Annotated in this window: 22 protein-coding genes; 16 read left to right on the top strand and 6 right to left on the bottom strand. The window is 51.7% G+C overall.

Going from position 1 to position 21,763, the window contains the following annotated elements; genetic code table 11:
- Window positions 1-232: 232 nt before the first annotated feature.
- A complete protein-coding gene (locus QOS46_RS04815; protein ID WP_283607678.1) occupies window positions 233-1,003 on the bottom strand; it encodes an IclR family transcriptional regulator in 771 nt (256 codons plus the stop codon).
- 294 nt (window positions 1,004-1,297) lie between these two features.
- Between QOS46_RS04815 and QOS46_RS04810 the strand changes: the two genes are divergently transcribed.
- The 5 genes from QOS46_RS04810 (at window position 1,298) to QOS46_RS04790 (ending at window position 6,424) form a co-directional block, all read left to right on the top strand.
- On the top strand, window positions 1,298-2,263 hold the full coding sequence (locus tag QOS46_RS04810) for a bifunctional 4-hydroxy-2-oxoglutarate aldolase/2-dehydro-3-deoxy-phosphogluconate aldolase (RefSeq protein ID WP_283607677.1): 966 nt from the start codon (window positions 1,298-1,300) through the stop codon (window positions 2,261-2,263).
- 93 nt (window positions 2,264-2,356) lie between these two features.
- Window positions 2,357-3,376 carry a sugar kinase gene (locus QOS46_RS04805; protein ID WP_283607676.1) on the top strand — a complete coding sequence of 340 codons (1,020 nt, stop codon included), beginning with the start codon at window positions 2,357-2,359 and terminating at the stop codon, window positions 3,374-3,376.
- Window positions 3,377-3,608: 232 nt separating this feature from the next.
- Window positions 3,609-4,634 (top strand): sugar kinase, encoded by a 1,026-nt coding sequence (locus QOS46_RS04800; protein WP_283607675.1) that lies wholly within the window; start codon window positions 3,609-3,611, stop codon window positions 4,632-4,634.
- A 226-nt stretch (window positions 4,635-4,860) separates the two neighbouring features.
- On the top strand, window positions 4,861-5,634 hold the full coding sequence (locus tag QOS46_RS04795) for an AIM24 family protein (RefSeq protein WP_283607673.1): 774 nt from the start codon (window positions 4,861-4,863) through the stop codon (window positions 5,632-5,634).
- Between the two features lie 25 nt (window positions 5,635-5,659).
- Window positions 5,660-6,424, top strand: a complete 765-nt coding sequence (locus QOS46_RS04790; protein ID WP_283607672.1) for an AAA family ATPase — start codon at window positions 5,660-5,662, stop codon at window positions 6,422-6,424.
- A 135-nt stretch (window positions 6,425-6,559) separates the two neighbouring features.
- Here the strand turns inward: QOS46_RS04790 and sufU are convergent, their stop codons facing one another.
- The 5 genes from sufU to sufC are packed head-to-tail and all read right to left on the bottom strand — an operon-like array spanning window position 6,560 to window position 11,509.
- Entirely contained in the window at window positions 6,560-7,033 is a 474-nt protein-coding gene (sufU, locus tag QOS46_RS04785; RefSeq protein WP_283607671.1) for a Fe-S cluster assembly sulfur transfer protein SufU, read from the bottom strand.
- Window positions 7,023-8,249 carry a SufS family cysteine desulfurase gene (locus QOS46_RS04780; RefSeq protein ID WP_283607669.1) on the bottom strand — a complete coding sequence of 409 codons (1,227 nt, stop codon included), beginning with the start codon at window positions 8,247-8,249 and terminating at the stop codon, window positions 7,023-7,025. Before QOS46_RS04780 ends, sufU begins: the two co-directional genes overlap by 11 nt.
- Window positions 8,246-9,322 (bottom strand): SufB/SufD family protein, encoded by a 1,077-nt coding sequence (locus QOS46_RS04775; protein WP_283607668.1) that lies wholly within the window; start codon window positions 9,320-9,322, stop codon window positions 8,246-8,248. The genes QOS46_RS04780 and QOS46_RS04775 overlap by 4 nt, the downstream gene beginning before the upstream one ends.
- A 16-nt stretch (window positions 9,323-9,338) precedes the next feature.
- Window positions 9,339-10,757, bottom strand: a complete 1,419-nt coding sequence (gene sufB, locus QOS46_RS04770; RefSeq protein ID WP_283607666.1) for a Fe-S cluster assembly protein SufB — start codon at window positions 10,755-10,757, stop codon at window positions 9,339-9,341.
- Entirely contained in the window at window positions 10,754-11,509 is a 756-nt protein-coding gene (gene sufC, locus QOS46_RS04765; RefSeq protein WP_283607664.1) for a Fe-S cluster assembly ATPase SufC, read from the bottom strand. The genes sufB and sufC overlap by 4 nt, the downstream gene beginning before the upstream one ends.
- A gap of 412 nt (window positions 11,510-11,921) precedes the next feature.
- Here sufC and sigG point away from each other — a divergent pair, with 412 nt between their 5' ends.
- The 11 genes from sigG (at window position 11,922) to ispG (ending at window position 21,728) form a co-directional block, all read left to right on the top strand.
- Entirely contained in the window at window positions 11,922-12,704 is a 783-nt protein-coding gene (sigG, locus tag QOS46_RS04760) for an RNA polymerase sporulation sigma factor SigG (protein WP_283607662.1), read from the top strand.
- Between the two features lie 204 nt (window positions 12,705-12,908).
- A complete protein-coding gene (locus tag QOS46_RS04755; RefSeq protein WP_283607660.1) occupies window positions 12,909-13,196 on the top strand; it encodes a YlmC/YmxH family sporulation protein in 288 nt (95 codons plus the stop codon).
- A gap of 159 nt (window positions 13,197-13,355) precedes the next feature.
- Window positions 13,356-14,078 (top strand): 30S ribosomal protein S2, encoded by a 723-nt coding sequence (gene rpsB, locus QOS46_RS04750; RefSeq protein ID WP_283607658.1) that lies wholly within the window; start codon window positions 13,356-13,358, stop codon window positions 14,076-14,078.
- Window positions 14,079-14,323: 245 nt separating this feature from the next.
- Window positions 14,324-15,238 (top strand): translation elongation factor Ts, encoded by a 915-nt coding sequence (tsf, locus tag QOS46_RS04745; protein WP_283607656.1) that lies wholly within the window; start codon window positions 14,324-14,326, stop codon window positions 15,236-15,238.
- A 194-nt stretch (window positions 15,239-15,432) separates the two neighbouring features.
- Entirely contained in the window at window positions 15,433-16,152 is a 720-nt protein-coding gene (gene pyrH, locus QOS46_RS04740; protein WP_283610766.1) for a UMP kinase, read from the top strand.
- A 39-nt stretch (window positions 16,153-16,191) separates the two neighbouring features.
- Window positions 16,192-16,746: a ribosome recycling factor gene (frr, locus tag QOS46_RS04735; RefSeq protein WP_283607654.1), complete on the top strand. Its 555-nt coding sequence runs from the start codon at window positions 16,192-16,194 to the stop codon at window positions 16,744-16,746.
- A gap of 9 nt (window positions 16,747-16,755) precedes the next feature.
- The gene (locus QOS46_RS04730; RefSeq protein WP_283607653.1) at window positions 16,756-17,481 is read left to right on the top strand and encodes an isoprenyl transferase; all 726 of its coding nucleotides are present in this window, start codon (window positions 16,756-16,758) and stop codon (window positions 17,479-17,481) included.
- 1 nt (window position 17,482) lies between these two features.
- Complete coding sequence (locus QOS46_RS04725) at window positions 17,483-18,307, top strand: phosphatidate cytidylyltransferase (protein ID WP_283607651.1); 825 nt, start codon at window positions 17,483-17,485, stop codon at window positions 18,305-18,307.
- Window positions 18,308-18,442: 135 nt separating this feature from the next.
- Complete coding sequence (locus QOS46_RS04720; RefSeq protein WP_283607649.1) at window positions 18,443-19,588, top strand: 1-deoxy-D-xylulose-5-phosphate reductoisomerase; 1,146 nt, start codon at window positions 18,443-18,445, stop codon at window positions 19,586-19,588.
- A gap of 23 nt (window positions 19,589-19,611) precedes the next feature.
- Window positions 19,612-20,685: a M50 family metallopeptidase gene (locus QOS46_RS04715; RefSeq protein WP_283607647.1), complete on the top strand. Its 1,074-nt coding sequence runs from the start codon at window positions 19,612-19,614 to the stop codon at window positions 20,683-20,685.
- Complete coding sequence (gene ispG / locus QOS46_RS04710; RefSeq protein ID WP_283607645.1) at window positions 20,682-21,728, top strand: flavodoxin-dependent (E)-4-hydroxy-3-methylbut-2-enyl-diphosphate synthase; 1,047 nt, start codon at window positions 20,682-20,684, stop codon at window positions 21,726-21,728. Before QOS46_RS04715 ends, ispG begins: the two co-directional genes overlap by 4 nt.
- The last annotated feature ends 35 nt before the right edge of the window (window positions 21,729-21,763 follow it).

The following is a 21,763-nucleotide window of genomic DNA, read 5'->3' as shown; positions in this document are numbered from 1 at the left end:
CTGTACAGATTTTGCATAAAAACCTTCCATTTCCCGCAAATTTCTCTGGTATTTGGTGTTTTATTAAAGTAGCGTATGAAAAAGAGGTTGGTTTCATCCCCAGCTAAAGGCGGGGAATGAAACCGTCATTTTCCTGCAAAGCAGCTTATTCAACGATGAGAAAGAGTCTTTCCCGTATTTCTCTCAAAAATCCATGCAGAGAGCGGCAAAACACCCGCTCTCAGGCCGGAAATTATTTTCCGGAAAAGCCCAGTTCCTGAGAAAGATCGCGCTTGGTCTGGAGTACATATTCCGAAAGCTCCAGCACGCGTTCGTCAGACATGCGGGAAACCGGAGCGGAAATACTGAATGCATTAGAGGCCCGGCCGTGAAAATCCGTTACACAGGCCGCGATACAGCGCACCCCCAGTTCGTTTTCTTCGTTGTCGAGCGCGTAGCCTTGCCGCCGAATGAGTTCAATCTCCTGCATTAGCTGCTCAAGTGTAACGATGGTGTGCGGGGTAAAGGGGTGAATCTTACTTTGCTTCCAGATTTCGCAGATCTCGCTATCTTTCATCTGGGCCAGAATCGCCTTGCCCACCCCTGTGGAATACATGGGCTGGCGCAGGCCGATTCTCGACACCATGCGGATGCTGTTGGCATCGGATTCCACCTTGTCCACATAAACAATATGGGTATTTTCGCGCTGGACAAAATGAACGGTTTCGTGCGTCTGCATCATCAGCCGTTCCAGATACGGGCGGGCCACCGCAAGAATATCGAGCTTTGAGAGCAGCATTCCCGCCAGCCCCAAAACCTTATAGGTAGCCAAATATTTCCCCGATTCCTCCTCCTGCCGCGCATAGCCCATGAGAATGAGGGATTTGAGCAAGCGGTGAACCGTGCTTTTATGCAGAGAAAGGCGGATGCTCAGCTCGGTTAGAGTAACCGGGCCGCTCTGCACCAGGGCTTCCAGTATTTCAAAAATACGTTCTGCCGACTGAACAGGGTTAGTTTGGGGCATACAGCGATTTCTTCCTTTCCAATGGACGAAATGGATGATTTCAAGTTGGATATTACTACTTATCCTACTATAAGCAAGCTTGGCTTTTGAAAATGGCAGTTGTTTTCCGCCCCCGGCGGGAAACAATGGTATTATTTTTAAGTGAGTGTTTTTATAGTATCACAGTGTTTCGGGAAAAACAATTGGAAAGCTGTCAGATTCTATTGACTTCGCCGGTGGAAACAGTATAATAAAGGTACAAAGAAATGAAACTTAGTTCCACATTACGAAACTTTTTGTGAAGAGGTGCTGAATATGAATGAGGTTTTAAAAAAGATTGGCGCGATCGGAATTGTTCCCGTCGTTAAAATCGACGACGCGAAGGATGCTGTACCGCTGGCAAAAGCGCTCTGTGAAGGCGGCTTGCCCTGTGCGGAGGTTACCTTCCGTACCGATGCGGCGGAGGAGGCCATCCGTGCCATTGCAAAGGCATACCCTGAAATGCTGGTCGGTGCGGGTACCGTTTTGACGACCGAGCAGGTAGATAAGGCGGTTGCGGCGGGCGCAACCTTTATCGTCAGCCCGGGCCTGAATCCCAAAGTGGTCAAGTATTGTGTGGATAAGGGCATTCCGATTACTCCCGGCGTTTCGAACGCGAGCGACATTGAGCAGGCCATTGAGCTTGGCCTCGACGTGGTCAAGTTCTTCCCGGCTGAGCAGGCGGGCGGCCTTGCGATGATTAAGGCGCTGGCGGCTCCCTATGTGAAGATGAAATTCATGCCCACCGGCGGCATCAATGCGAAGAACCTGAACGAGTATCTGGCCTACAATAAGATTCTGGCCTGCGGCGGCAGTTGGATGGTAAAGCCCGAGCTGATCAGCGCAGGGGAGTTTGACCAGATTCGCGACATGACCCGCGAGGCAGTTCAAACAATGCTGGGCTTTGAGCTTGGCCATATTGGCATCAATACTAAGGACGCAGCGGAAGCCGGTGAGCTGACCGACGCGTTCAGCAATATTTTCGGTTTTGCCAAAAAAGAGGGCAGCAGCTCCTTCTTTGCCGGCACCGCAGTAGAAATTATGAAATATATGGGCTTTGGTGACCACGGTCATTTCTCCATCAACACCAATTCCCTGCCCAGAGCAATCAGCTACTTTGAGAGCCGCGGCATTGAATTTGACCCGGATTCCGCAAAGTACGATGATAAGGGTAACATGACCATCATTTATCTCAAACGCGATTTCTGCGGCTTCCGAGTTCATCTTGCCCAGAAAAAGTAATTGAACCCGAACTTTTCTGCCTGCTTTCGGTGGGGGGAAAGAATTCAAAGCTTTTTATAAGTGAAAGTATTATATTGTATGGAGGCTTTTCAGATGAAAGTAGTTACCTTTGGAGAAATCATGCTGCGCCTTGCACCGGAAGGCTATTATCGCTTTGTTCAGGCGGAAAGCTTTGGGGCTACCTATGGCGGCGGAGAGGCTAACGTAGCCGTTTCCCTTGCCAATTTCGGCATTGACGCGAGCTTTGTTACAAAGCTTCCGAAGCATGACATCGGCCAGAGTGCCGTCAATTCCCTGAGAAGATACGGCGTAGACGTTTCCAAGATTACCCGCGGCGGTGACAGAGTGGGCATTTACTTTTTGGAGAAGGGAGCCAGCCAGCGTCCGTCCAAGGTGATTTACGACCGTGCCGGTTCCGCGATTGCGACTGCACAGTCCTCTGATTTTAACTGGGACGATATTTTCGAGGGCGTGGACTGGTTCCACTTCACCGGCATTACTCCCGCTATCAGCGACAGTGCGGCGGCGATCTGCCTCGAGGCCTGTAAGGCTGCGAAACGCCACAATGTCACCGTCAGCTGCGACCTGAACTACCGCAAGAATCTGTGGTCCCGCGAAAAGGCCGGCCAGGTGATGGGCGGACTGATGGAGTATGTCAACGTCTGTATTTCCAACGAAGAGGACGCCAGCGACGTATTCGGCATCAAGGCGGCGAATACGGATATTACCGGCGGCAAGATCAGCCATGAGGGCTACAAAGAGGTCGCGAAGAAGCTGGCTGATACCTTCCATTTCGATAAAGTTGCTATTACCCTGCGCGGTTCCATCTCCGCCAGTGACAACAACTGGGCAGCTATGCTGTACGACGGCAAGGAGTATTATTTCAGCAAGGATTATCTCATTCGTATCGTAGACCGCGTCGGTGGCGGCGACAGCTTTGGCGGCGGGCTGATTTACTCCCTGCTCAATAGCTATGCTCCGCAGGATGCGATTGAGTTCGCGGTGGCGGCCAGCTGCCTCAAGCACTCGATTGAGGGCGACTTCAACCAGGTTTCTGTGGATGAGGTCAATAAGCTCGCCAAGGGCGACGGCTCCGGCCGCGTTCAGAGATAACGTTCGGGTGAATCAGCGCCGCGCTGTGCGGCGTGCGAAAAGGGCTCCCGGAGAAAAAAACAATCCGGCGGCCCTTTTCTTACATAGGCGGCTCTGGGAACATTCAGCTGATATGAATCTGCGATGAAAAAGTGAAGCACAGGTATCTTCTCTCTCCGTAGATGGGGAAGATCACCACTATGATTCACGGTTTTCTTTGAAGGCAGTATCATTGCATAAAGGAGTAGATGACATGGAATCCAAACGACCTTTTGACGCCATCACCTTTGGGGAGATTATGCTGCGGCTTTCACCTACCATCAATGAGCGAATCGTAGACGGGGTGATGTTTGAAAAGCGCGCGGGCGGCTCTGAGCTGAACGTTTCCTCGGGACTGTCACTGTTAGGGCTGCGCACGGGCATTATCTCCAAGCTTCCGCGCAGTGAAATCGGTACCTTTATTAAAAACCGCATCCGCTTTGGCGGCGTCAGCGATGACTTTCTGCTGTATGACGAAAGCCGCGACGCCCGACTTGGAGTGTATTATTATGAAAACGGAGCGCACCCCAGAAAGCCCTGCGTGGTGTACGACAGAAAGCATTCTTCGATCAACAGCATTTCACTTGATGAAATCCCCGAGTCTGCCTATACCAGCACACGCGTGTTCCACACGAGCGGCATTTCTCTGGCGCTGAGCCAGCAGACCCGCGAAGTGGCGCTGGAATTGATCCGCCGTTTTCGCGCGGGAGGGGCAAAGATCTCGTTTGATGTGAACTACCGTGCCAATCTGTGGGAAGAGGACGAAGCGCGGCGCACGATTGAGAGCATTCTCCCGTACATCAACATTCTTTTCGTGTCCTCCGAAACGTCGCGCAGAATGTTCCAGAAAACCGGTGAGCTGCACGACATTATGAAAAGCTACTGTCAGGATTACGGGGTAGAGGTGGTCGCTACCACTAACCGGCAGATCATCAGCCCCAAGCAGCATACCTTCGGCTCGATTCTGTACAGTGCCAAGGAAGATAAATTCTATGAAGAACAGCCGTACGCCAACATCGAGGTGGTAGACCGTATCGGCAGCGGCGACGCGTATGTGGCGGGCGTTTTGTTCGGCCTGTTGAAATACGGCGACAATCAAAAGGCGTTGGAATTTGGCAACGCGAGCAGTGCCGTGAAAAATACGGTGCCGGGCGATATGCCGGCCTCCGATTTTCGCGATGTTGAGCGCCTGATTCAGGAGCATCAGAATACCGGGGTTCAGAGCGAAATGAACCGCTGACCATCACTCAAAAAGCACAGCGCAGACCAAAGTTTGTGCGCTGTGCTTTTTTGTGGGCTGACCGAAAAGCTGGGAGGCATTCCTTGACTTTATGAATTTCTTTTTGTAAGATAACATCACAGGATTTGGTTCTGATGGCAAAAAATAGAATCCGAAAGCTGTTCAGTGTTGCAGTGCCTTTCCTATGCTCTGAATTCTGATCAGAAATCAAAGGGGGAAATTCTGAATGTATCAAATCTCAAATTTCACGAATAACGACGACATTACCACGCTGGCTTCTCTGGGAGCTTTTACCGTTCTGGAGTATCAGCGCGACCTGAGCGTTATGCCGCAGGATGCGCAGATGGCCTATTTTGCGAACGCCATGAACGTGCGTAAGCGTCAGGTTGTCTGCGACCTGAGCAAGGCAAATGGAATTACGCTGCAGGCCGGTGCGATGCAGTGGACAGTTGGAGATGTGAACGCCACCACCGGCATCAAAGGTGTGGGCGATTTGCTGGGCAAGGCGATGCGCGGCAAGGTGACGGGAGAATCGGCAATTAAGCCCGAATATACCGGCAATGGCACCTTGGTGCTGGAACCGACCTACCGTCACATTCTCCTGGTTGATCTTCAGGATTGGAACGGTTCCATCGTGCTGGATGACGGTTTGTTTCTGGCCTGTGAATCCACCCTCAAGCACAAGGCTGTTATGCGCTCGAATTTCTCGTCGGCAGTGGCGGGGGGAGAAGGCCTGTTTAATCTGGGTGTGAGCGGCAACGGCATTCTCTGTCTGGAATCTGTCTGCCCGCGTGAGGAATTGGTTGAGATTACCTTGCAGGATGATGTTCTGAAGGTAGATGGAAATATGGCGATTGCCTGGAGCGGTAGCCTGAATTTCACGGTGGAGCGTTCTGGAAAATCACTGATGGGCTCCGCTGTTTCTGGCGAAGGTCTGGTAAATGTATTCCGCGGAACCGGAAAGGTTCTGCTGGCCCCGGTGGCACAGGGAATCGCTTGATACCAGGATAGGGGAGGGAGAGAACTTGGATACGCAGTACCTCAGGCGGGTGGAATTGGCCGGGCTGCCGGAGCGGCCTTGCTACTGGAAAGAGCTTCCCGCTGTGCAGAGCCTGCGGGAAGGCCCTCTTTTGCTGGAACAGCCGGTCACATTTCTTGTGGGAGAAAACGGAACGGGAAAATCCACTTTGCTCGAAGCAATTGCAGTTGCCGCCGGGTTTAACCCGGAAGGCGGCACCCGAAATTTTTCTTTTTCTTCCAGGAAAACGCATTCCGAGCTGTATGAGTACCTGCGTCTAGTCAAGGGCCATCGCCGCCCGAGAGACGGCTTTTTTCTTCGCGCCGAAAGCTTTTATAATGTGGCAAGCAATATCGATGAGCTGGATAAAATCCCGGCCCGCCGCCCCAAAATTATTAGCAGCTACGGCGGCGTATCGCTGCACGAGCAGTCGCACGGGGAAAGCTTTCTGGCCTTGGTGCTCAACCGGTTTGGGGGAGACGGCCTGTACCTGCTGGATGAGCCGGAGGCCGCGCTGTCCCCATCGCGCCAGATGTCGCTGCTGGTACATCTTCACCATCTGGTGGAGCAGGATTCCCAGCTCGTCATTGCGACTCATTCACCGATTCTGATGGCATACCCCGGCGCATGTATTTATGTGCTGTCTCAGGAGGACGGGATACGCCGCACCGCCTACGAGCAGACCGAGCATTATATCGTGACCCGGGAGTTTATAAACCACCCGGAAAAGATGCTTCGGTATCTGCTGGAGGGAAAAGACACGACTGATTAGAATCGGAAGACCCAGCCCGTGTTGAAAGCCATACCTTCACTTTGAAGATGTAACACTTGTTAATATATGATTGAAACCAAAATCAAAAGAAGGCTTCACCGATTGAAAACGGTGAAGCCTTCTTTTATATCGCATTTAGATTCTGGTTTTACAGGAGGCGGAATCATCGCCCGGACAGTTCCCGTCCGACTGAACGGCTTCCTCCAGTGTATGCCAGGCCAGCACGGCGCATTTCACGCGCGCGGGCATCTTCGAAATGTTCTGGAAGGCGGCGGCGTCCTCCAGCTCATCCAGAGCTGCTTCATCCAGATTGCCTTCCTTGATCATGGAGAGAAAGGTGTTTGCCAGGTGGAGCGCTTCTTCTATCGTTTTCCCTTTGACCAGATCGATCATGATCGAGGCAGAAGCCTGCGAAATCGCGCAGCCAACACCGGTAAAGGAAGCGTCTTCAATAATGCCGTCTTTCTCACGCACCTGCAAAGAGATTTCGTCACCACAGCTCGGGTTTACACCCTTGATCACAGCGGTGGGGTTTTCCAGCTCACGCTTATTGCGTTTGGAGCGGCTGTTTTCCGTAATGATTTCGGTGTAAATCTGGTTAAGCTCCATAGCCCATCACTCCTCTGACTTTCTTCAGGCTCTCCAGAAACGCGTCAATGTCCTCTTTCGTATTGTAAACGGCAAAGCTGACGCGGCTGGTTGCGTACAGATCGAGGTGATGCAGTAAGGGCTGTGCGCAATGGTGTCCCGCACGAATGCAAACGCCGTCCGCATCCAAAATGCTGGCAATGTCATGCGGGTGAACATCCTCTACAACAAAGGAGATCGCGCCGTAACGCTCGTTTGCGGGAATATCACCGCCCAAAACGGTAACGTGGGGAATTTTGCGCATCCCGTCGAGCGCGTAGGACATCAGCTCGTGTTCAATGCGGGTGATTTCCTCCCAGCCGATTTCCTGCATAAACTTGGCCGCGGCGGCCAGACCAACCGCGCCGGCGGCGTCCTGCGTGCCAGCCTCAAATTTCTGGGGGATGGGGGCGTAGGTTGTTACCTGCTCCTCTACGGAGTCGATCATATCGCCGCCGGAAAGGAACGGGGGCATTTTTTCCAGCAGGCTTCTGCGGCCCCACAGCACGCCGATTCCGAGAGGGGCGTACATTTTGTGGCCCGAAAATACCGCAAAATCCACGCCGAGCTTCTCAACGTCCACTTGAAGATGGGGGACGCTCTGCGCGCAGTCCAGCACAACAACTGCGCCAACCTCTTTGGCCCGCTTTACAATTTTTTCAACCGGTAGCTGCACGCCCAATACGTTTGAGATATGGGCAACAGAAACCAACTTTGTCTTTTCTGTAATTTTAGCGGCGATTTCTTCGTCAGAAATCCGTGCGCCGTCGGTCAGGTACAAGTAATCGAGAGAAGCGCCGACTGTTCCGGCTACATGCTGCCACGGCACTAAATTGCTGTGATGCTCCGCAATGGAAATTATGATGCCGTCGCCTTTGGAGAGAAAATTCAGACCATAGCTGTATGCAATCAGGTTGAGAGCCTCAGTGGCGTTGCGTGTAAAGATGACCTCTGCCGCGTCCTTCACGCCGATGAAGTCCGCAACCACTTTGCGGGAATTCTCAAACGCATTGGTGGCGCGCACAGCCAGCTCGTAAACACCGCGGTGCGGGTTGGCATTGTCATGGCGGTAAAAATCATCCACGGCCTTTAAAACGCTGACCGGACGCTGTGCGGTAGCGGCATTATCCAGGTAAACGATCGGTTTGCCGTTTACCTTCTGCTGTAATAAAGGGAATTGTTCCTGAATCCGGTTCATGCGTTACTCATCCTTTCCTTTAGCCAGTCGTGGACAGCTTCCCGCAATGCTTCCACAGGAATTTTCTCCAGCGCCGGCGTAAACTGGGCCTCGATGACGATTTGCTTTGCCTGCGGCTCCGAAAGCCCGCGGGACATCAGGTAAAACAGCTTGCCGGAGTCAATCTTGCCGATGCTTGCGGCGTGCTGGCCTTCCACGTTTTCTTCACCGCACAAAATCAGCGGTGCGGTGCGGTTGCGCACCTTAGGGCTGAACAGCAAGGTGTATTCACTTTCGTGACCTACGGAATGGGCGGCGCCGCGCAGAAAATCGATGGTGCCGCGGTAAATCTTCTGGCTTTCATCGAGCAAAGCACCGTTTGCATGAATTTCACTTTCCGTTTCCTTGCCGATGTGCTGTGCCACGTAGTTCATATCTATGATTCTGGACTTGTCGCCCAGATAAATCGTTTCCGCTTCAAAACGGCTGCGGCGCTCCTCCAGCCGGGCCTTGCAGCCCGAAAAAATCTTGTGCGCGCCCAGCTCAATGTGAATGACCTCCACCAGAGCGTTTTCTTTTTCAATGACGCCGACGTCGTCAAAATGAAACGCGTTGTTGCCGAGCAGCTGTACCTGCACCAGGCGCACATGCGCACCTTTTTCCGCAACAATTTTTGTTAAACTGGTGTGGAACACATTTGCGCTGCCTTCCGAACGGTAAGAAAGCACCAGCGTGACGCTGGAATTTTCCTTTGCATAAATGGTGTTGTAATCGGCAAGCGCAGGACAGGAGGCATCCAGTACATATTCCGCTGTGACCGGTTCCTCAGCGCTGCCTTCGGCAATCAGGTGAATTCCCGCGTTTTGGTTCTGCAAAACAAATTGTTCCGCGTCCTTACCCATGCCGGTTTCAATCGCGTCCGCACCGTCAAAGGCGGTGGCGTTCTGTACAATTTTCTGCGGCAGGTTCAGAGCCTGCGGCTCCCACGCGGTGAATTCTCCGGGGATTTCTTCCTCTACTGCCGCGCCGTTCACTCCGAGCCACTTCCAGGTTCTGACCGGCAGCAGGTTTACTTGATTCAAGGTAATATTCATTGCCAAGCTCCTTTCCTCATCCGATGCTGCCGCTCATTTCGAGCTTGATCAGGTTATTCATTTCCACGGCGTATTCCATCGGCAGTTCCTTGGCGATTGGCTCCGCAAAGCCGCTGACAATAATGGAACGCGCGTCGTCTTCGGTCAGGCCGCGGCTCATCAGGTAGAAGATCGCGGTGTCACTGATCCTGCCGATTTTTGCCTCATGGCCTACGTCGGACTCGTCGTTTTGAATGTCCATCACCGGAATCGTATCGGAACGGGATTCAGAATCCAGCATCAGGGATTCACAGGAAACGGAGGATTTGCTGTGCGCCGCTTCGGGTGTGATTACCACGCTGCTGCGGTAAATACAGGTTCCGCCACCCTTGGAGATTGATTTGGTGCTGATGCGCGAGCTGGTGTTCGGCGCGGCATGAATGACCTTGGAGCCGTTGTCGAGGGTCTGACCCTTGCCGGCGAAGGTGATGCCGGTGAATTCGGTGCGCGCACCCTCACCCTTTAACACGCTCATGGGGTACAGGCAGGAGGTGTTGGAGCCGAACGAGCCCGAAACCCATTCAATCGCGCCGCCCTTTTCAACCAGTGCGCGCTTGGTGTTCAGGTTGTACATGTTCTTCGACCAGTTCTCAATGGTGGAGTAGCGCAGGCGCGCATTCTCGCCAATAAACAGCTCCACGCAGCCGGCGTGCAGGTTGGCCACATTATATTTCGGGGCGGAACAGCCCTCGATGAAATGCAGGTATGCATTTTTTTCTACAATAATCAGGGTGTGCTCGAATTGGCCGGCGCCCGGCGCGTTCAAGCGGAAGTACGATTGCAGCGGAATCGTCAGCTTTACGCCTTCGGGAACGTAAACGAACGAGCCGCCGGACCACACCGCGCCGTGCAGTGCGGCAAATTTATGGTCACTGGGGGGGACCAGCTTCATAAAGTGCTTGCGGATCATTTCGGCGTACGGGCCGTGCAGTGCGCTTTCAATATCGGTATAAACAACGCCCTGCTCCTCCACCTCAGCGCGCACATTGTGGTACACGACCTCCGAATCGTACTGGGCACCGACGCCCGCGAGTGAAAGGCGCTCCGCCTGAGGAATGCCAAGGCGCTCAAACGTGTTTTTAATGTCCTCGGGAACTTGCTCCCATTTGCTGCTCATGCCAGTTTTCGGGCGCACATAGGTCACAATGTGATCCATGTCCAAACCGTCAAGGGAGGGTCCCCAGCCGGGCATTGGCATTTCATTATAAGTGCGCAGTGACTTCTGGCGGAACAGGCGCATCCATTCCGGATCCTTTTTCTCAACAGAAATCTGGTTTACGATTTCCGGTGTCAAGCCCGAATCGACGGTGAACGCGGCATCGACCTTGTCTTTTACGTCGTAGATGGTTCTGTCTATGTCGTCAACCCTTGTTTTTTCTTCCTCAAAGGCTCTCAATTGCGGACACCTCCCGCTTCAAAAAACTGGAAGCCCTTTTCATTGATTTCCTGAATTAGGCTGCTGTCGCCGGTATGCACAATGGTGCCGTTTACTAAAATGTGAACGTAGTCAACCTTCAGGCCGTCCAGAATCTTTGCGTTATGCGTAATAATCAGCAGGGAATTTTTTTCATTGCGAAACTGGCGGATGCCCTTCGAAACAATCTTTACTGCATCAACGTCCAGGCCGGAGTCTGTTTCGTCCAGAATCGCCAGCTTGGGGTTCAACATCAGCATTTGCAGAATCTCAGACTTCTTCTTTTCGCCGCCGGAAAAACCAACGTTCAGGTAACGCGAGGCGTAATCCTGGTTGATTTCCAGAGAATCCATCACGCTTCTCATTTCCTTTTGAAACTTCAGAATGCGGGGTGCTTCTCCGGTTACCGCCTCACGGGACACGCGCAGAAAGTTACCCAGCGCAATGCCTGGAACCTCTTCGGGATTCTGGAAGGAGAGAAAAACTCCCTTTTTTGCGCGCACATCGGTCGGCTCGTTCGTAATGTCGTCACCGTCGAACACGATGCTCCCCTGACAGATTTGATATTGCGGATGACCCATAATGGCATTACCCAGGGTGGATTTGCCCGCGCCGTTGGGGCCCATCAGCACATGTGTTTCGCCGCTGCGGATGGTAAGATTCAGCTTGTCCAGGATCACCTTATCTTCAACACCCACTTGCAGGTTTTCTACTTTCAGTAATTCATGGGACATGAATGTTCACCTCATTATAATGTATATAGACTTCGTGTTTAGGATTCGAGTAACAGCTAATGTATACTAATTTTGTATACTAAATTCGCATATTTTATTATACCCCTTTTTTTACAGGATGCAAGAGAAAAAACAAAATAAATTCCCAGTTTTCACTATTTTTTTTGTAATGATACTGCTTTTTTCCGAGGATCAGCAACTTTGGGCTGCTTTTTACGCTCAATATTCCAAATTGGAGCGCCGATACCATTGTACTTCATACTTGTTATTCTACTTCGTTCTCACAGAGGGAGAATGAAGTACAAGCCGCATCATTTTGGATTGTGGGAATCTTTGCGCATGAAGCTATCAGAATCTGGCAATAATGAACCTGTAACAGCCAGACAGATTCAGAGTGGAAGGCGGGGGAGTCATGCAGTATAATAAGGTGGAAATCTGCGGGGTAAACACAGCCAAGCTAAAGGTGCTGACTGAGGCCGAAAAGCAGGCGCTGCTCCAGAAGATTAAGCACGGAACACCCAGCGAACGAAAAAAAGCACGCGAAGAGATGATCGGCGGCAATTTAAAGCTGGTTTTGAGCGTCATTCAGCGCTTTACCAATCGGGGAGAAAACCTGGATGATCTGTTTCAGGTGGGGTGTATCGGGCTGATGAAGGCCATCGATAATTTTAATCCAGATCTGGAGGTTCGGTTTTCTACGTACGGCGTACCCATGATTATTGGCGAAATCCGGCGTTATCTGCGCGACAACAACAGCGTCCGTGTTAGTCGTTCCATGCGCGACACCGCCTATAAGGCGATGCAGATGAAGGAGCGAATGACGGCGGAAAACGGCAAAGAGCCTACCGTGAACGAAATCGCCAAGGAGCTCGGCGTGCAGCGCGAAGAGGTTGTTTTGGCTCTCGAAGCAATCGTTGAGCCTGTATCCCTGTATGAACCGGTTTTTTCCGACGGAAACGACACGATCTATGTGATGGATCAGGTGGGGGATAAAAACGACGACAACAACTGGCTGGACGAAATCGCGCTCAAGGAGGCCATCAGCGATTTGAGCGACCGGGAAAAGCGGATTCTCTCCATGCGCTTCTTCCAGGGGAAAACTCAGATGGAGGTCGCAGGAGAAATCGGCATCAGCCAGGCTCAGGTTTCGCGGCTGGAAAAGGGCGCGCTTGATAAAATCAAAAAAGAGATTTAAGCGTTTCTTTTTATCATGCGCCGTTCCTTAGTATCCTGCAAAAGCTGTAAAAAATAATTTCAGAATAGAAAAAAGAAGTCTTTTCTCTGCTTTTTCTGCGTTTCGGGAGAAATATTTCTTTCTGATGAGAGTTTCAATTTGTCCGCAGGTGTTAAAAGACCCTGATGAATGAATATAGATAGCATCAGGCGGGAGGTGTGCCTGATGACGAACTGCAGAATGGCCGATATGAGGAACAAAGAGGTAATCAGCATTAAAGACGGCACCAGACTTGGCGCCGTAAATGACATTGAGATTGAGCTGAAAACAGCAAGAATCAGCGCGATTATCATTTATGGCCGGCTTAAGTGGCTGGGCCTTCTGGGTCGGGAAGACGATATCGTCATCCGCTGGGAGGACATTCAGATCATTGGGGAGGAAACAGTTTTGGTGGATTTCTCCATGCCGTTCCGCCCCAAAAAGCGATTTGGCAGCGGCTGGTTCCGCACCTGATAAAATTCCCGAAAAATCAGGAAAAAACTTGCCAAATCCTCTATGCCGTGCTATAATACTCCAGTAAATCACACGCCACACTTTGACGCCATGGTGCCCTTAACGGGTTTCTCGTCAAAAAAACGGTGCGGCGGCGGAAAAACCAAGGAGGATTTTATTATGGCAGTCGTATCTATGAAACAGCTTTTGGAGGCCGGTGTACATTTCGGTCACCAGACCAGAAGATGGAACCCCAAAATGGCGGAGTACATCTTTACCGAGCGTAACGGCATCTACATTATTGACCTGCAGAAGACCGTAAAGAAGCTCGAAGAGGCTTACAACTTTGTTCGCACTCTTTCTGAAGAGGGCAAGCCGGTGCTGTTTGTCGGCACAAAGAAGCAGGCTCAGGAATCTGTTCGTGAAGAAGCGGAGCGCGCAGGCGCTTATTATGTGAATGCCCGCTGGTTGGGCGGCATGCTCACCAACTTCCGCACCATTCGCCGCAGAATTGATCGCCTGAATCAGCTCAAAACAATGGAAGAAGACGGTACCTTTGAACTGCTCCCCAAGAAGGAAGTAGTAAAGCTCCGTTTGCAAATTGAAAAGCTCGAGAAATTCCTCGGCGGAATTAAAGATATGCGTCAGATCCCCGGTGCTTTGTTTATCGTTGATCCCCGCAAGGAGCGTATCGCGGTAGCAGAAGCGAAGAAGCTTGGCATCCCGATCGTTGCGATCGTTGATACCAACTGCGATCCCGATGAGATCGACTATGTCATCCCCGGCAATGACGATGCGATTCGTGCGGTCAAGCTGATTTCCGCTACGATGGCTAATGCGATTGCAGAGGGCCGTGAGGGCCGTATGGGCGCTGCAGCCGCGGAAGAAAAAGAAGAGGCGTAGGCTGAATAAGCCGCTTTAACAGCTCCAGTTGAGAGGAAGATACCCGCCTGATTTCAGACGGGTATTTTTTGAGAATAGAGGATACCGCAGGTATGTTGCGGTATCACAATTATAAAAATGTAATAGTTGCTTTGCGGCTATTATACCACAGGCGCAAAGCGCCGCCGTGGTATCTTTATCAATTGCGTATGGTAAATGCTTTTGCATTTGTTATACCACAACACATAGAATCGGAGGAAAGTAAAATGGCTTTTACAGCAAAAGATGTAGCAGCGCTTCGCGAGAAGACTGGCTGCGGAATGATGGATTGTAAAAAAGCTTTGACAGAATCAAACGGCGATATGGAAGCTGCGGTTGATATTCTGAGAGAGAAAGGCTTGGCTGCCGCAACCAAGAAATCTGGCCGTATTGCAGCAGAAGGCATGGCGTATGCGCAGGTAAACGCCCTTGGAAATGTTGCTGTGGTGGTAGAAATAAATGCGGAAACCGATTTTGTAGCGAAAAATGCAGAGTTTCAGGCATTTGTTAAGACAGTAGCCGATACGGTGGAAGAGCAGAATCCGGTAGACGTTGAGGCGCTGCAGACCCTCACCGCTTTCGGCTCTGATAAGAAGATTGATGATCTTCTGAAAGAGAAGATTCAGACAATTGGCGAGAACATCAAGATTCGCCGCTTTGCCCGTATGGAAGGCGCCGTTGTGAGCTATGTGCATGCGAACGGCAGAATTGGCGTTATCGTAAAGTTTGGTACCTCTGCGGAAATTGCCGCGAAGCCTGAATTCCAGGAGTATGCCAAGAATATTGCGATGCAGATTGCTGCGGTAAATCCCTCCTACCTCAACGAGCAGGCTGTTCCGGCTGACGTTGTAGAGCATGAGAAGAAGATTTTGACCGAGCAGGTCATCAACGACGGTAAGCCCGCCGCAATCGCAGAGAAGATCGTTGTCGGCCGTCTGTCCAAGTTCTTTAAGGACATCTGCCTGGTTGATCAGATCTATGTGAAGGACAGCGACAAGACTGTTCAGCAGTATACCGATTCCGTAGCCAAGGAGCTTGGCGGCGAAATTAGCATCGAAGCATTTGCCCGTTTTGAGAAGGGCGAGGGTCTCGAGAAAAAAGAAGATAATTTTGCAGACGAAGTTGCCAGCATGGTGAAATAATCCGGTTCCACATTGCAATGCTTTAAAAGGCGCGGAAAGATTTTTCCGCGCCTTTTTTGCGGCCGCAGCGCGTAATTAAAAAATAATTATGAACGGACTGTATCGCCGGGAAGAATATTGGTGATCATGTTGTGAAAACTGGTAGAAAGGCTTTACTTTCTTTTTCTCCTATTGTAAAATATAGTAAAATCATAATGGGGTGTTATGAATTGCAACCTAAATATAAAAGAGTTCTGTTAAAGCTCAGCGGCGAGTCGCTGGCTGGCGGAAAAGAGCATGGTATTGATTTTGATACGGTGCTCAAGATTTGTGCGCCGATCAAGGCGTGCGCGGACTTAGGTGTTCAGATTGGCATCGTTGTGGGTGGCGGCAACTTCTGGCGCGGCCGCAGCAGCGGCAAGATGGATCGTACCAGAGCCGACCACATGGGAATGCTGGCAACGGTCATCAATGCGCTTGGCGTAGCGGATGCCCTTGAGCAGCTGGGGGTACCCGTACGGGTACAGACCGCAATCACCATGCAGCAGGTCGCGGAGCCTTATATTCGCAACCGTGCGGTGCGCCATCTGGAAAAGGGGCGTGTTGTGGTGTTCGGCTGCGGCACCGGAAATCCGTTTTTTTCTACCGATACGGCGGCTTCACTGCGCGCGGCCGAAATTGATGCCGACATCATTATGAAGGCCACTTTGGTGGACGGCGTGTACGACAGCGACCCCAAACTGAACGAAATGGCAGTAAAGTTCGATTCTCTTTCGTTTATGGATGTTCTGAATAAGGACCTGCATGTGATGGACAGTACAGCAGCTACCTTGTGCAAGGACAACGATATTCCGATTCTGGTATTCAGCATTGCAGACCCCAATAACATTCTGCGGGCTGTGTGCGGCGAGCAAATTGGAACGCTGGTAAAATAATTGATTTTACAAAAGCAACAGTAAGAAAGGAAGATTGTAATGCAAGAGGTACTGACCCAAGCGGAAGCCAAAATGAAGAAAACTCTTTCCGTGCTGACCAGTGAATTTACCACGATCCGGGCAGGCCGGGCCAACCCCGCTGTTCTGGATAAAGTAATGGTGGATTATTACGGCACCCCTACGGCAGTGAATCAGCTGGCGGCGATTTCTGTGTCGGAAGCGCGCCTTCTGATCATCCAGCCGTGGGACGCTTCTTCTGTTCGTGCGATTGAAAAGGCCATTCTCAGCTCCGATCTGGGCATTAACCCCCAGAGCGACGGAAAGGTGATCCGCCTGATGTTCCCGCAGCTGACTGAGGAACGCCGTCGTGATCTCACAAAGGATATTTCTAAAATGTCTGAAGAAGCCAAGGTGGCTGTGCGCTCCATTCGCCGCGATGCGATTGAAAAGCTTAAGGCCAAGAAAAAGAACTCTGAAATCTCCGAGGATGATCTCAAGCTGGGCGAGAAAAAAACACAGGATCTGACGGATAAGTACTGCAAGGAAGTTGATGTTCTGTTTGAAAAGAAGCAAAAAGAAATTATGGAGATATAAAACCGGCTTATGAATCATGTTTCAGACCAGGCGCGGCCTGTAATGCCCCGGCATTTGGGCATCATTATGGACGGTAACGGCCGCTGGGCGAAAAAGAGGGGACTCCCTCGTACGGCCGGTCATACGGCCGGGGCGGCTAATTTTAAAAAGATTACCCGGTATTGTGCTTCCATCGGGATCGAATATCTGACGGTATACGCTTTTTCCACGGAAAACTGGAAGCGTCCGTCTGATGAAATTGAAGCGCTGATGAAGATTTTTCAGCAGTACCTGGAGGAAGCTCTGCGGGATTTTCTGGGGGAGAATATCCGTGTGAAGTTTATCGGGGATGTTTCCGTGTTTTCTGAAAATCTGCAAAGCCTGTTTGCTCGTACAGAAGAGGTATCCGCCGATAAAACGGGGATGGTTCTGAATATCGCGATGAATTACGGCGGTCGCGCGGAGCTGACCCGTGCGGTTCGTCTTTTGGCGGAGCAGGTGCAGAAGGGCACCCTTTTGCCGGAGCAGATTACAGAGGGTCTGATTTCACAGCATCTCTATACGGCCGGCCAACCGGACCCGGATCTGGTTCTGCGTCCCAGCGGGGAAAACCGCATTTCCAATTTTCTGTTATGGCAGTCGGCTTATACGGAATATATTGTTATGGATAAGCTTTGGCCGGATTTTACAACCCGAGACCTTGACGGTGCCTTGCAGGAGTTTTCAAATCGGAACAGGCGCTTTGGGGGGATTTAACTTGAAAAATCGAGTGATGTCCGGAGTCGTTCTGGTTCTGTTTCTGGCGGCGATCGTTGTGTTCAATGTTCGCTTTCCTCCCGCGTTGAATCTGGCGGTGGCTCTGATTTCGGTTCTGGCAGTCAACGAGTTGATTCAGGCGCTGGGAATCGCAAAGCAGTATGTTTTGGTGGTTCCGAGCCTGCTGTTTGCGGCGGCCTTATTTATTGTGCCGGCTGGTCTGGGAACGCAGACGGTGTATTATGTGTACACCGTGGTAATGTTTGCGGCGCTGATCTGCTTTAACAGTACGATTTCCTTCCATCATCTGATCGTGCTGTACAGCATGACTCTCATGATTCCCACGATGCTGGGAACGATTCTCGGCCTGAGGGAATTCGATGACAGGCACGGCATGTTTTATGTAATTATTGCGATTTTTTCCGCCTGGATTTCCGATACTGGCGCATTTGCCGCAGGCAGCCTTTGGGGAAAACACAAGCTTTGTCCCAAGATCAGCCCGAAAAAAACCATTGAGGGTGTTGTGGGCGGCCTTGTACTGAACGTAGTTGCCATGCTGGTGTTCGGGTATGTTTTTCAGGTGTTCTTTTACGCGTATCGGGTCAACGTGTCGTATCTCTCACTGTTGCTGATCGGTATCGGCGGCGCGGTGATGTCTGTGCTGGGTGATCTGAGCTTTTCTCTCATTAAGCGAAGCTGCCACATTAAAGATTTCGGGGAACTGATTCCCGGGCACGGCGGAATTTTGGACCGGTTTGATAGTGTGATCTTCGTATCCCCCTTTGTCTATCTTCTGGTTCAGGTACTGCCGGTCGTTGTACACTAATTTTTTTCTGAAAAACGGGTAAAACACATGTAGTGTCACTTGATAACGACTTTACGTGAAAATAGAGAAGAATTCCAAAGCTTTTTGAAATAGAATTATTTTGAGTGAGATATCGAAACAAAATGGTGAATACGAATGAATAAGAAAATTTCTTTACTGGGTTCCACCGGTTCCATTGGCCGGCAGACGTTGGAAGTAGCACGTATGCATGGGTTTTCGGTGTGCGCGCTTGCGGCTCACAGTAATATAAAGCTGCTTGAGGAGCAGATTCGTGAGTTCCGCCCGGCTTTGGCGGCGGTATTTGACGAAAAAGCCGCCCGTGATTTAAGGGAGCGCGTGCGCGATCTTCCGGTGCGCGTTGCCGCGGGAATGCAGGGGCTTTGTGAAGCGGCTTCCATTGAGGAAGCGGATATTGTTTGTAATGCGGTGGTGGGCATGGTAGGGCTTCTTCCTACCATGGCCGCCGTTTCTGCCAAAAAGGATGTTGCGCTCGCCAACAAAGAAACGCTGGTGGCTGGCGGCGCTCTTGTGATGGAGGCTGCGCGTGAAAACGGCGTGCGGATTCTTCCGGTAGACAGCGAGCATTCCGCGATTTTTCAGTGCCTGCAAGGCTGCCCTCATCCGTCGGCGGTGGCGAGGTTGATTCTTACCGCGTCCGGCGGGCCGTTCTTTGGTAAAACCCGTGAGGAGCTGGAGCAGGTTACTCCCGAGCAGGCGCTTCGCCACCCTAACTGGAGCATGGGCGCCAAGGTGACAATCGATTCCGCCACTATGATGAACAAGGGGCTGGAGATTCTCGAGGCCTCGTGGCTATTTTCGATGCCGGTTTCTCAAATTGACGTGGTGGTACACCGCGAAAGCATTGTTCACTCCATGATTGAATATCAGGATTATTCTGTTCTGGCACAGCTTGGCGTGCCGGATATGCGCATCCCGATTCAGTATGCGCTTACCTGGCCGGAGCGCTTGCCGTCGCCGGTGCGCCGCCTCAGCCTTACTGAGATTGGCACACTGTCGTTCTACCCGCCGGATGAACAGGCATTCCCGTGCCTTGGCCTTGCAAGGCAGGCCGCGCAGCGGGGTGGCTTAGTACCGGCTGCGATGAACGGCGCGAACGAAGAAGCGGTGAAGCTGTTCCTTTCGGGGCGCATCCCGTTTTTACAGATTCCACAGCTTGTCAAAGCTGCGATGGAGCGTCAGGCCGCCGGGCAGCCTGAAACGCCGCAGCAGGTGCTGACGGCGGACCAAAATGCACGGAATTTCGTTTTGGAACACGTGTAATAAAATAGACTGATGAGGTGAATATGGTTATCAATGTCCTGCTTATTCTGTTTGCGGTGCTGTTATTTGGCCTGATCATTTTCATTCACGAATTTGGCCATTTTTTCACGGCAAAGCTTTCGGGGATCCGTGTTAATGAGTTTGCAATCGGTATGGGTCCCACATTATTTCATTTTCAAAAGGGAGAAACTCAATACTCTCTGCGTCTTTTGCCCATCGGAGGCTACTGCGCCATGGAGGGAGAGGACGAGAGCAGCGAGGATGACCGCGCGTTTGGCAATAAGCCTGTATGGAGACGGATTATTGTTGTCTGCGCCGGCGCGGTGATGAATATTCTGTTTGGTATTGTGCTGATGATGGTTTTGCTGGCACAGCAGCCAATGTTTACCTCCACTACCATTGCGCAGTTCGCGGAGAATTCCGCCTTGCAGAAGGCGGGCATTCAGGCCGGCGATCAGTTTTATTCTATCGACGGCTACCGCGTGTATACCGACCGCGACCTGAGTTTTTCCCTGGCTACGGCGAATCCGCAGTCTATGGATCTTACCGTGGTGCGAAAAGGAGAGAAGCTCGCGTTCCACAATGTGAAGATGAACACCCGCCAGAACGGCGATAAGCAGTTGATGGTGCTGGATTTCTATGTATCTGGCATTGAAAGGAACCCGGTTACGCTGATTCAGAAATCCGCCGCGGATACTGTTTCTGTGGTGCGCATGGTTTGGTACAGCTTGGTGGGGCTTGCGACAGGGCGGTTTGGCCTGAATGATATGGCCGGGCCTATCGGCGCTGCGGACGCGATTTCGCAGGCTGCCTCCATGGGTCTGAAAGAGGGAATCCTGCCTGCGGTCAACAATATTATCATGATGATGATGATGATTACCGTGAACCTTGGCGTTGTGAATCTGCTGCCTCTGCCGGCTCTGGACGGCGGACGGCTGATTTTCCTTTTGATCGAACTGGTGCGGCGCCGCCCGGTCAACCCCAAATACGAGGGGTGGGTACATGCGGCTGGCTTTGCGCTCCTCATGACCTTCATGGTCATTGTCACTTACAGTGATATTTTACGGCTCTTTACCGGAAAGGGACTGGGAGCATGAACCGAAAAATGACAAGAAAGCTGAATGTGGGCGACGTCGCGGTCGGCGGCGGTTCGCCCATTTCCATTCAATCTATGCTGAATATTCCAGCGGCAAATGTGGAAGGCAATGTGCGTCAGGCGTGTGAGCTGGAAGCAGCCGGCTGTGAGATTCTTCGCGTTGCGATTCCAAATCAGGAGGCGGTGCGGCTGATCCCGGCGATCAAAGAGGCGATAACGATTCCTCTCGTGGCGGATATTCATTTTGATTACCGGCTGGCGCTCGAGTCCGTTGACGCCGGCATCGACAAAATTCGCATTAACCCCGGCAATATCGGCTCAGACGACCGCGTTAAGGCGGTGGCGCATGCCTGCCTCGCACACGGCGTCCCGATCCGAATCGGGGTCAACTCCGGTTCTTTGGAAAAAGAAATTCTGGCAAAGTACGGCGGGCCTACGGCGCAGGCGCTTTGCGAAAGCGCGCTGTTCCATGCGTCGCTGCTGGAAAAGTTTGATTTTGGGGACATCGTTCTTTCCATGAAATCTTCACGGGTGGATACGATGATTGAAGCGTATGAGCTTGCGTCGCAGGCGTGTGATTATCCGCTGCATCTTGGCGTTACGGAGGCCGGAACGGAGCGGATGGGCCTGATTAAATCCTCGATTGGGATTGGTTCTTTGTTGCAGCGCGGCATTGGGGACACCATTCGGGTATCGCTCACGGCAGACCCCGTACGCGAGATCGCCGCGGCCACGGATATTTTGAAAGCACTGAATCTTCGCGGCGGGGTACAGATGGTATCGTGCCCGACCTGCGGGAGAACTAATATTGATCTGATCGCGATTGCCGGGGAAGTGGAACGCCGTTTAACCTCCTGCCAAAAGCCGATTACCGTTGCGGTGATGGGCTGTGCGGTTAACGGGCCGGGCGAAGCACGTGAGGCCGATATTGGCATTGCGGGCGGAAACGGCATTGGTCTGATCTTTAAAAAAGGGGAGATTGTGCGCCGTGTCCCCGAGGACAGGCTTGTGGATAGCCTGATGGAAGAAATTGAGTCGCTGTAAAGAAACGATTGTTTTGCAAGGAAAAGGATGTTGGA

The sequence above is a fragment of the Faecalispora anaeroviscerum genome, assembly GCF_947568225.1.
In the GTDB taxonomy this organism is placed as follows: Bacteria; Bacillota; Clostridia; order Oscillospirales; family Acutalibacteraceae; genus Faecalispora; species Faecalispora anaeroviscerum.
Note: the sequence above shows the minus strand (reverse complement) of the source record. Positions and strands in the feature narration are given on the sequence as shown.

Bases quoted from the DNA above. Each gene is read 5' to 3' on its own strand.
- QOS46_RS04815 (WP_283607678.1), bottom strand. From the start codon at position 1,003: ATGCCCCAAACTAACCCTGTTCAGTCGGCAGAACGTATTTTTGAAATA.
- QOS46_RS04810 (WP_283607677.1), top strand. From the start codon at position 1,298: ATGAATGAGGTTTTAAAAAAGATTGGCGCGATCGGAATTGTTCCCGTC.
- QOS46_RS04805 (WP_283607676.1), top strand. From the start codon at position 2,357: ATGAAAGTAGTTACCTTTGGAGAAATCATGCTGCGCCTTGCACCGGAA.
- QOS46_RS04800 (WP_283607675.1), top strand. From the start codon at position 3,609: ATGGAATCCAAACGACCTTTTGACGCCATCACCTTTGGGGAGATTATG.
- QOS46_RS04795 (WP_283607673.1), top strand. From the start codon at position 4,861: ATGTATCAAATCTCAAATTTCACGAATAACGACGACATTACCACGCTG.
- sufU (WP_283607671.1), bottom strand. From the start codon at position 7,033: ATGGAGCTTAACCAGATTTACACCGAAATCATTACGGAAAACAGCCGC.
- QOS46_RS04780 (WP_283607669.1), bottom strand. From the start codon at position 8,249: ATGAACCGGATTCAGGAACAATTCCCTTTATTACAGCAGAAGGTAAAC.
- QOS46_RS04775 (WP_283607668.1), bottom strand. From the start codon at position 9,322: ATGAATATTACCTTGAATCAAGTAAACCTGCTGCCGGTCAGAACCTGG.
- sufC (WP_283607664.1), bottom strand. From the start codon at position 11,509: ATGTCCCATGAATTACTGAAAGTAGAAAACCTGCAAGTGGGTGTTGAA.
- sigG (WP_283607662.1), top strand. From the start codon at position 11,922: ATGCAGTATAATAAGGTGGAAATCTGCGGGGTAAACACAGCCAAGCTA.
- QOS46_RS04755 (WP_283607660.1), top strand. From the start codon at position 12,909: ATGACGAACTGCAGAATGGCCGATATGAGGAACAAAGAGGTAATCAGC.
- rpsB (WP_283607658.1), top strand. From the start codon at position 13,356: ATGGCAGTCGTATCTATGAAACAGCTTTTGGAGGCCGGTGTACATTTC.
- tsf (WP_283607656.1), top strand. From the start codon at position 14,324: ATGGCTTTTACAGCAAAAGATGTAGCAGCGCTTCGCGAGAAGACTGGC.
- pyrH (WP_283610766.1), top strand. From the start codon at position 15,433: ATGGGGTGTTATGAATTGCAACCTAAATATAAAAGAGTTCTGTTAAAG.
- frr (WP_283607654.1), top strand. From the start codon at position 16,192: ATGCAAGAGGTACTGACCCAAGCGGAAGCCAAAATGAAGAAAACTCTT.
- QOS46_RS04730 (WP_283607653.1), top strand. From the start codon at position 16,756: ATGAATCATGTTTCAGACCAGGCGCGGCCTGTAATGCCCCGGCATTTG.
- QOS46_RS04720 (WP_283607649.1), top strand. From the start codon at position 18,443: ATGAATAAGAAAATTTCTTTACTGGGTTCCACCGGTTCCATTGGCCGG.
- QOS46_RS04715 (WP_283607647.1), top strand. From the start codon at position 19,612: ATGGTTATCAATGTCCTGCTTATTCTGTTTGCGGTGCTGTTATTTGGC.
- ispG (WP_283607645.1), top strand. From the start codon at position 20,682: ATGAACCGAAAAATGACAAGAAAGCTGAATGTGGGCGACGTCGCGGTC.